The organism is Marinilactibacillus sp. Marseille-P9653, from assembly GCF_916618885.1.
Taxonomy (GTDB): Bacteria; Bacillota; Bacilli; order Lactobacillales; family Carnobacteriaceae_A; genus Marinilactibacillus.
Genome location: NZ_CAKAKH010000004.1, coordinates 20567 through 29622, shown reverse-complemented (window position 1 = coordinate 29622; position 9056 = coordinate 20567). Strand labels below are relative to the sequence as shown.

9 protein-coding genes are annotated in these 9056 nt (G+C 28.0%); 4 read left to right on the top strand and 5 right to left on the bottom strand.

Annotated features, from left to right (window positions below; all coding sequences use genetic code 11):
- Nucleotides 1-324 precede the first annotated feature (324 nt).
- From LG377_RS12420 to LG377_RS12400, 5 genes are all read right to left on the bottom strand, one after another.
- Entirely contained in the window at nt 325-477 is a 153-nt protein-coding gene (locus LG377_RS12420; protein WP_225745026.1) for a hypothetical protein, read from the bottom strand.
- Complete coding sequence (locus LG377_RS12415; protein WP_225745025.1) at nt 458-1330, bottom strand: helix-turn-helix domain-containing protein; 873 nt, start codon at nt 1328-1330, stop codon at nt 458-460. The genes LG377_RS12420 and LG377_RS12415 overlap by 20 nt, the downstream gene beginning before the upstream one ends.
- 362 nt (nt 1331-1692) lie before the next feature.
- Nucleotides 1693-3144: a ribosomal protection-like ABC-F family protein gene (gene abc-f, locus LG377_RS12410; RefSeq protein ID WP_225745024.1), complete on the bottom strand. Its 1452-nt coding sequence runs from the start codon at nt 3142-3144 to the stop codon at nt 1693-1695.
- A gap of 101 nt (nt 3145-3245) precedes the next feature.
- Complete coding sequence (locus tag LG377_RS12405; RefSeq protein WP_225745023.1) at nt 3246-4046, bottom strand: ABC transporter permease; 801 nt, start codon at nt 4044-4046, stop codon at nt 3246-3248.
- Nucleotides 4047-4049: 3 nt separating this feature from the next.
- Complete coding sequence (locus tag LG377_RS12400; protein WP_225745022.1) at nt 4050-4970, bottom strand: ABC transporter ATP-binding protein; 921 nt, start codon at nt 4968-4970, stop codon at nt 4050-4052.
- A gap of 459 nt (nt 4971-5429) precedes the next feature.
- On the opposite strand from LG377_RS12400, the gene LG377_RS12395 reads away from it, so the two are divergent.
- From LG377_RS12395 to LG377_RS12380, 4 genes are all read left to right on the top strand, one after another.
- Entirely contained in the window at nt 5430-5669 is a 240-nt protein-coding gene (locus LG377_RS12395) for an arginine deiminase (RefSeq protein WP_225745021.1), read from the top strand.
- A gap of 80 nt (nt 5670-5749) precedes the next feature.
- Nucleotides 5750-7156 carry a S9 family peptidase gene (locus LG377_RS12390; RefSeq protein WP_225745020.1) on the top strand — a complete coding sequence of 469 codons (1407 nt, stop codon included), beginning with the start codon at nt 5750-5752 and terminating at the stop codon, nt 7154-7156.
- A gap of 1 nt (nt 7157) precedes the next feature.
- Nucleotides 7158-7436: a hypothetical protein gene (locus LG377_RS12385; RefSeq protein ID WP_225745019.1), complete on the top strand. Its 279-nt coding sequence runs from the start codon at nt 7158-7160 to the stop codon at nt 7434-7436.
- The gene (locus LG377_RS12380; protein WP_225745018.1) at nt 7414-8760 is read left to right on the top strand and encodes a protein kinase; all 1347 of its coding nucleotides are present in this window, start codon (nt 7414-7416) and stop codon (nt 8758-8760) included. The genes LG377_RS12385 and LG377_RS12380 overlap by 23 nt, the downstream gene beginning before the upstream one ends.
- The last annotated feature ends 296 nt before the right edge of the window (nt 8761-9056 follow it).

Genomic DNA, 9056 nt, shown 5'->3' with positions numbered 1-9056 from the left:
TTTCTGAAGTTCTTAGTCAAACTCCATTTTAGGCGAATGGTATGGGTGGAAGCAATGGGCTATTTTATTTGGCCCGAGTTATGGATTTTTTCCTGCACTATTCTACATATTTATTCTGCCACACACACTTATTCTACAGTTTTGATATTTGAAATTTTATAGTTTCATATGTTTAACTAGCCGACTTATTTTCTTTCATTTAAATTAAATCTTTTTCTATAAAATCATTACATATTTACTTCTTTCCCATGGTTATGGTCAAAAAAAAAGAATCCTTATTGAAAGGATTCTCAGTTAAAAATTTACAAATTTTATTATTTACATTTAAACTTTTAAATTAACTGTAGAATTTACTGCCTGTAATGGTAATGGTGGTAGTTTCCCCCCATTATTAGGAATTACATCTAAATTTAAAGATGTAAATAATAAACCTATTAAAAATGTTAACATTAGCGTTTTAAGCATATTTCTCTTCATCTTTCAACGTCTCCTTATTTTTCATTATTTCTTCTAATCTCAAATTAGCCATAATACTAAATTTGGAATTTTCTTGAATTTCAAATAAAGAATGAGCAATTTTATAAGCCTTTCTAGCTTCTTCATATTGTTTCAACTTATTCATCATGTAACCTTTATGATAATATAAGTCACCTAATCCTAAAATAGAATTATTTTTTTTCGATAATTCTATACCTTCGAAAACCATATCTAAAGCTTTTTCATCTTCTTCCAAACTTTCTAAACAAAGAGAATAATTCAGAAGCAATTTTACTTTAGACCAGTTTTCCACCTTATTGGAAAACCATTTTAAACCTATTTCAAAATACTTACTTGCTTTTTCAAAATTTCCTATCTCGTAATAAATGATGCCAATACTACAAGTCACATCGACTGTGAAATCGGCTGGCATGTTACTCACATCCAACCCTTCGAATTCTTGAACTGCTTTCTTAGGGTTATTCTCTTTATAATAATACAACAAACCTCGAATCCAGTGAAAATAAGGAATGTCATTCTTTTCTATGATATCTATGTTAGATTGGATTATCAGATTTATCATTTCATAATCTCTTTTAGTCAGGCTAATATCAATCATATTTTTTATATTTTTAATTTTTTCAACAGAAATATTTTCCTTTTCTTTATTCATGAGATCTACTAAATCTACGTTTAATTTTTTGGATAATTTTCCTAAAATATTATTATTTGGAGTTATTTCATTGTTTTCGATTTTACTTATCATTGTTTGGGCACATACATCTTCAGCTAATTGAGCCTGGGTTAAATTAAGTTTTTTTCGTAATCTTTTTACATTGCTACCTATATCCAACTTAATTAATCCTTTCTAATAAACCATATTTAATAATATTATATTGCATACGCATATTTATTTCAATTTATTTAATAATAAATATTATGCCTCTCAAAACTTAAAACAACATACTAATTATTCTATATTGATAAATTTCTCTTCTACTTATTACAAGACATATTTAATTATATGTTGTAACTTCCAATAAAGTTTCAAACTTTTTGGATAAGCTACCGGTTTATTTGCCTATCCGGAGGCAGAATACAGAATGCACATTACTGAATTGACAACTAAAATATATATTAGCTTTAGAAATAGCCTGTAATCTTTCTTAAGTTTTCGAAATACCTTTTTATTTTAGAATTAATTTCATGAAGATCTTATTTTCTTATTAATTTTTTTCCCTCTATATAGTAAATTACATCACTAATTTTCTCAATGAAGTGAAAGTCGTGGGAAATACATACAACTGTACCTGGATATTTTAATATAAAATCTTCTACTACTTCAATTGTTTCAATATCAAGAAAATTTGTTGGCTCATCTAGTAGTAAAATGTTGTAATCTTGAACAAAAATAAGTAGTAACGCCAATCGTGTTGCTTCGCCTCCACTTAATTGTGATAATTTTTTTTTGAGGTCATTTCCCTTAAAATTCACTCTGTCTAGAATTTCTATCAAATAATGTTCATCATAATCTGATTTTAGTTTACAATACTCTAAAATTGTCAATCTATTATCATCTTGAAATTGGTGATGGGTATTTTGGTTGAAATACCCAATTTTAGCTTTTTTAGAAATATTCACACCCTCAAAATTCGAAAAAATCGTTTTAAGTAATGTGCTTTTTCCAGAACCATTTTTGCCAGTAATAGAGACACATTTATTTAGCTTCACTTGTAAACTTACATTTTTAATCAATAATTTGTCTCCACATTTAATATCTAAATAATCTATCATAATAGGATATTTCGTATGAATTTCTTTTATTTTTTTCGAATCAAAATTAATAGATTGTTTTTCTTTTGGAAGAAATACATCATCCATTCGTTTTATTCTTTTTTCTAAACTTTTTGCTGCTTTATGAAGACTTTTAGCCGCTGTGTCTTTTGATTTTGTCATTCTACCGGGTTTTGATCTAAACTCTTTTTTGTTCTTTTTATTTGTAACGGTAGCAGCTAGTCTTTTTTTTTCACTTAGCGCCTTATTTAAACGTAATTTTTCTTCCTGGACATTAAAATAATTTTCTTTAGCTTGTTTGAATTCCAAGTCTTTAAGCGTTTTGTACTCAGTGTAATTTCCCGTATATTTGATAATTTTTTGATTTTGAATTTCCCAAATTTCTTCGACTAATCGGTTTAATAAATAACGATCATGCGAAACTAGAATAAATGCCCCGTAATAATGTTTAAGCTGATCTATGACAAATTGACGTCCTTGTATATCCATATGAGCTGTTGGTTCATCTAATAGTAGTACATCAGGAAATTTGCTGTACACTTCTAAAAATTTAAGTTTTGTTGCTTCTCCACCACTTAACTCTGGATAGTTAGTAGGAATATTCAGAATCTTTCGTTGTTTTTCATCTATCAATGGTGAAAAATTTGGGGAAGCTTGCTGTTCCATTAAAGCAATAGTTCCATAGGTCTGAATAGTTCCTTTTCCAGGATAAATATCTCTATTTAACATTTTTAACAACGTTGTTTTGCCACTTCCATTAGGAGCGACCACACCTATTCTATTACCTCTATAAATTTTTAAATCATCAATGGTAAAAATTCTGTTTTCCATATAATCAAATTGAATTTGTTTTATATCCATTAGTAAGTCCATATTATTCCTCCTTATTTAACTGAAAATAAGAAGTATATTTATAATTTGCTTCATGGGTTTATTTCTCCTTTCCATATTAAAATATATATAAAAATTTAAATTTAAAATTCGGTCAACTCTAAATCAGTATTCGAAATTATTTTTGATGCTACAAATAAAACTAAAATAAGAAATAATAAAGGTATTGAAAACACTATCAGGTTAATATGGTTAAAAGCTAGACCTCTTATTGCAGATAGCTGGTAAGTAAGTGGATTAATGTAAGCTAACAACCTAATAAAAGTAGGAACGTCTTCCAGAAAATAAAATGCTGGAGCAGAGAAACCTAATGGAGTGATCAAAAACGAGATAATATTGTCTCTGGTATTATAATTGTTAATTCTCAAAGTAATCATAATACCAATTGATGTCCAAAAGAGTAAGATAAAAACACAAAACAACATTACTAATAAAGATGAAATTATTGAAAATCCATGTCCGAAGATATTAGCTATTAAAAAAAGACTAATACTTTGGATAATAAAACCTAGAGTGGGGTAAGTACTCATTCCCAATAGATAAAAAAATGGGGAAATCCCACTTTGAATTTTTAATGCTAGCAACCCGTACTTTTTGTCAATTGTAACTCTATATATAGCCTGCGTCATCTGAGAAATTATTAATATACCTAAAATTCCCGTTAGGGCATAATTTGTATAAGAAACAACTATTTCATTGTAAGTAACATTGTCCACGAAAGAATTAATTCCAATAACAATGAAAATAAAATAGAGAACAGGTTGAATTATTTGAGAAAGAAACGTTCCTTTGTTCCTGAAAAAGGCTTTATATTCATTTTGAATTAGTAGCTTTAAGCCATTTAGCCCTAAATTAGAACTATGTCTTAATGATTGTGGAGTCATGATTTACCTTCCTTCCCGAGATGATAAGTAAACTTCTTTTAAACTAACTTTTTCACTATTCAAAGAGTGTATATAAAAGTACTTATCAAGTATATTGATTAGTTCAATTACCGTAACAGCTGATGTTGTAGTAATATTGACCAGATCATCAATTTGTGAAAAATGATGTATACCTAATTGTTTAAGTTCATCTAATTCTGTTTTATTAATTACTCGCTTATTCTCTACTTTTAAGCTGTATTTTTTTTCGTCACTTTTTTGTCTTAAGAAACCAGATATACTTCCGTAATAAAGCAAGTTACCTTCATCGAGTAATATCATTTTGTCACAGTATTCTTCTAATAAAGTTAAATCGTGTGATGAGATGAATACGATTTTGTTATCTAATGCTTCAGCTTTTAAAAATTGCAATAACTTATTTGAAGATTCTACATCCAGACCCACCGTTGGTTCATCTAATATATATAAGTTTGGCCTATGAACAATTGCTCTTCCAATTTGGACACGTTGTTGTTGTCCACCAGAAAGTTCGTCCAAACCTTTGTTTTTTTTATTATCTAGACCTAAAAGCTTAATAGTTTCTTCAGTATAAATTTTAGCTGTTTTTTTATCTAAGTTTGCAAGTTGTGCTCCAAGATACACATTATTATAAACATTTGTATACCAATCAATCATTAAGGACTGTGGGGAAAACCCAATAGAAGAAAAACTTTTGTTACTTATAATTTCTTCTCCTAATTCGATAGAGCCACCAGAAGGTGAAAGAAATCCTGCAAGTGTATTGAATAGAGTCGTCTTACCCGAACCGTTATGTCCAACTAATGCGACCATCTCTCCTCTTTTTACTGAGAAATTTATACTATTAAGCCCTACATTATCTCCGTAATATACTGACAAATTTTCTACTACTATATCGTCTCTCATTTTTTACCCTCTCAAATCAATAATTTTTATTACATTATTACGAAATATATATTTATGTTTCGAACTTATTTTTCACAAATATATATTGAGGTTCATTAAATAGCGTAAAATTTTGGATATTAAATGTAAATATGAAAATCAGAAATCAAATTGTTCTGATTTAAAAGTACAAAATCATACTTTGTACTTCTGTTTATCAGTACATTTTTTAATTGCAAATTTTGTTTGCGATTTAAAAAATAGTATTAAACATACATAAATGGATAGAAAATAGTTATATATTCACAAAATTATATATGTTCGACTGATTTATATATAGGAAAACACCATTAATATTAAAACTTTACACCTATTAATTAAACTTTTATTAATATATAGGTTGATTTATTAATAAATAAATAATATATTATGTATTGTAATACAAATTATGCTATTACACAATATTTAGGAGGTTATATTATGTCAAAAGATTTCAATACCGTTGTTAATCATCTGCAAGGAAATATTTCTGATATTAGCTCTTACTTATCCAATCCAGAAAAATTTCTTTCTAAGTATGATTTGTCCGCTGCTGAGAGAAATGCTTTACTCTCAAAAGATATTGATGCTTTAACTACTTTAGGAGTTGAAGATGAACTTGTTGCCGGAGTAATGTCTTCACCATGGATGCACTCACAACGTTGTACAATTAGACCGTAGTAAAACTAATTATTATAAAAAATGTAAGGCAGGGATAGAGTTCTATCGCCCTGCCTTATATTTGAATTTTGGGTGAGTAAATGAATTACTTAGAAGAATTACTGGTTACTTCAAATAGGTCAAAAAATATGTATGCTTATTTGAAAAAAACTTATGGTAAAGACCAAATCGTAGTTAAGAATATAGAACATAAAATTATCGGATCACTTTTTCGTCAAAACGTATTAAGTATTCATTGGGTTAAAAATTCATTGTTGATACAGACTAAAGATAAAATTATAATATATGATCCAAAAAAAGGGAAAATAAGTATTTTTAAAAATATTTCATTAATTATTGAAAAAATCGTCTATTCATATAAAACATGGAAATTTATTATAGAAGTTATTAATAACGATGAGTCGATTCATATTTTCTTAGTAAACTTAGAAGACAATAACATTAGCAAACTCATATGCTTAAGAAATAAAGATAAAATTAGTCTATATTGTAATATGGATAAACCTTTGAAAAAAATAGTAAAAAATTATATTTATAAACGAACAGAACAGAACAAGTACCAAAGAATTGATTCTTGTTTTGATAAGAATTACTCGTATATAGTCGAAAATGGCACTATCTATAAACTTAACGGATTTATAGATAGATATGTATATATGCAGGACGATATCGTGTTATCGATAGGGAATTTTATTACCCCTACTCAAATAATGCTATTTTCTGATTTTTTAGAATTTCGAAAAGATATAAAAAAAGATGGTTTTTCTCATAAATGGATTAACGGAATTCCCGTCTACGATAACGAACTAATAGCTGAAGAAACAATAGTATTTTTGCACGGAGGCCCTAACAGCTCTTTTCTTCCTTTGTTTGATTACTTAATTTATTATTTATCAAACATAAAAAAACGAAGAATAATACTTTTAAATTATCCTGGTTCTACAGGATATTCTAAGGCGTACCAAACATCTTTATATGGAAATGGGGGACGGATTGACCTAGATAGTATTATGTCAGTAATTTTGTCTTTAAAAATAAATACAGAAGCGTGTATAGTAATTGGAGAAAGCTATGGAGGGTATCTAGCAACAATGCTAGCTTTCACTTCAGAGCTAACTTTCAATAAGTGTGTTAGTATTAATGGATTTACGGACCTTTTTTTCCAATATATATTTTCTCCGGCAAGACAAGTAATTCTTAAGTATTTTGATATTTCAGATAGAGCTCATGTCAAGAACGTTAATCCAATTGAACTAGCTAAACATAAAAAAATTACTCAAGAATTAATCTTTTTACATTCTACAAATGACAAAATATGCCCCATAGGTCAAATTCAGGAACTTCTAAAAACATATAAAGAAACATTTAGTGACGTGCATTGCAATCAGCTTAGTTTAGAAAAAATTGACGATATTTCGCATGAACAATTTGATATAAACGAAAGAATTAAGTTGACGTCAAAATTAATTACAGTTTTGGAGAAGTGACATGGACTATATAATTGAAGAAAAATTAATTAATGAGTTAGACAACATATTAAAGAAGTACAAAGATACTGATTCTTTGGAATTTTGGCGAGAATATTATGACTTTATTGTATTATCTTACAACCATAAGAATCGATATGGACTCAGTAGCTTGGCAAGAGTTCTTAAAAAGAATAACGTCAAAAATGATAAGCAATTGATTGAGATCTACGGAAGAGGCTTATTAATAATTGCTAGAAATGAGGGAGAAAAAATTTATGGAGAATATTTTAATCCTTAACCAAAATAAGTCAATCGGTTTAGATAAGCAGTATGAGGAAATTTTTAAAAAAAATAACTTAATAATTGAAGATGGCATTTGGATCTATTCAAGTGTTTCTTATAATCTTGATCAGACTGGTTATAAAATACATTTATCTGCAACTCCCACAAATATTTTAGCGATAGCTGAGATTGTAATTAACTATTTTAAAGAAAAAGATATTTCATATAAGATGATAAAATCAATTAATGACCTGATATTATTAAACAAAGGTAACTATGGGTATTCGCAAATCGGTAAAGCATTTACTGTTTACCCAAAAGATACCAACCACTTTAAAAAAACTATATTCGATCTTCATTTGCTTACTAAGCAGTTTAGATCTATTCAGATACCATCAGATTTCAGATTTTTAAATAGTGAAATTGTTTACTACCGATTTGGAGAATTACTAAGTGGGAATACTCAAAGTGATGATTCAAGAACTCGTATTCTACCTTTAGAATCTGATTATACATTGCCGTACCACAATATTAAGAGATACTCAGAGCTCCCAGACTATTTAACCCCTATAAAGAGCCTAGGAGGATCTGGTAAATCTAGCATTATTCTTGTATTCAATTCAAATGAACAAGAATATATGACATTGAAGATTGGTCGAAGACTGGGTAATATTGAGGACAGTTTAGTTGATTCCTCTGAAAGGGTAGCCTGGGAATATTATGTTTTGAATGATTTATCCGAATTAACTCATCTAGTGAATCCTGTAGACATATTCTATTTAAATGAAGATGTATGTTTATTAGAAGAATATATTCCAGGTAGCTCACTATTTGAACTAGTATATAAAAAACAAGAGCTAAATGGTACAAATGTATCTCTCATTTGCAAACAACTTCTTTCTGCAGTCAAAGAGATACATGAAAAGAACTATATTATAGGAGATTTGTCTCTTGGTAATATTATTTTTAACGGTAGACAAATCAAGATAATTGATACCGAGTATTTCTTTAAAAAAAATACAGACTTTTATTATTTAGAAGATTATAAACAAGGTACATTGGGATTTTGGACATCGAAATACAAAGACAAAAATAGAGACCTATACGCCGTAATAAAAATTTTTTATTTTTTATGTAATCCTAAAGAATATCTGGAACTAGCAGCAAACAATCGAGAACTGTCAATAAAAGAAATGGATAATATTGATAGTTTATCAAATGATTATTTAACTGACTTTTTTGGTATTCCAATGGATAAACTATTTACTTATTCATATGAATCAATTTTATATGAAATTGAAAAAAGAATTAGTAAATTTCATGTAGATAATTACCTTTAATAGCACTCATTAATATTTTAGAATTAAAAAACCTTCCAATAACCGCTTTAATTAATTCTCATATAATGCTTTTTTTACTTATGTGACCTAAATTTCATTTTTGCTACTGAAAATTAAATATTAGTCCGGATCCATGTTTTAATGTAGTACTGAATCAAATCCTAAAAGCTTCCTAATTTATATATATTAACCAAAATAGGAAAAAAGACCATATTATATAGGTTAGAAGAACTTATATGTCTACAGTAGAGGACATAATTGGAATGAAAGATCAAAAAGCACATCTCTTCTAAAGT

Excerpts from the sequence above, each read along its gene's own strand:
- LG377_RS12420 (WP_225745026.1), bottom strand. The coding sequence starts at position 477 with ATGAAGAGAAATATGCTTAAAACGCTAATGTTAACATTTTTAATAGGT.
- abc-f (WP_225745024.1), bottom strand. The coding sequence starts at position 3,144 with ATGGACTTACTAATGGATATAAAACAAATTCAATTTGATTATATGGAA.
- LG377_RS12405 (WP_225745023.1), bottom strand. The coding sequence starts at position 4,046 with ATGACTCCACAATCATTAAGACATAGTTCTAATTTAGGGCTAAATGGC.
- LG377_RS12400 (WP_225745022.1), bottom strand. The coding sequence starts at position 4,970 with ATGAGAGACGATATAGTAGTAGAAAATTTGTCAGTATATTACGGAGAT.
- LG377_RS12395 (WP_225745021.1), top strand. The coding sequence starts at position 5,430 with ATGTCAAAAGATTTCAATACCGTTGTTAATCATCTGCAAGGAAATATT.
- LG377_RS12390 (WP_225745020.1), top strand. The coding sequence starts at position 5,750 with ATGAATTACTTAGAAGAATTACTGGTTACTTCAAATAGGTCAAAAAAT.
- LG377_RS12385 (WP_225745019.1), top strand. The coding sequence starts at position 7,158 with ATGGACTATATAATTGAAGAAAAATTAATTAATGAGTTAGACAACATA.
- LG377_RS12380 (WP_225745018.1), top strand. The coding sequence starts at position 7,414 with ATGGAGAATATTTTAATCCTTAACCAAAATAAGTCAATCGGTTTAGAT.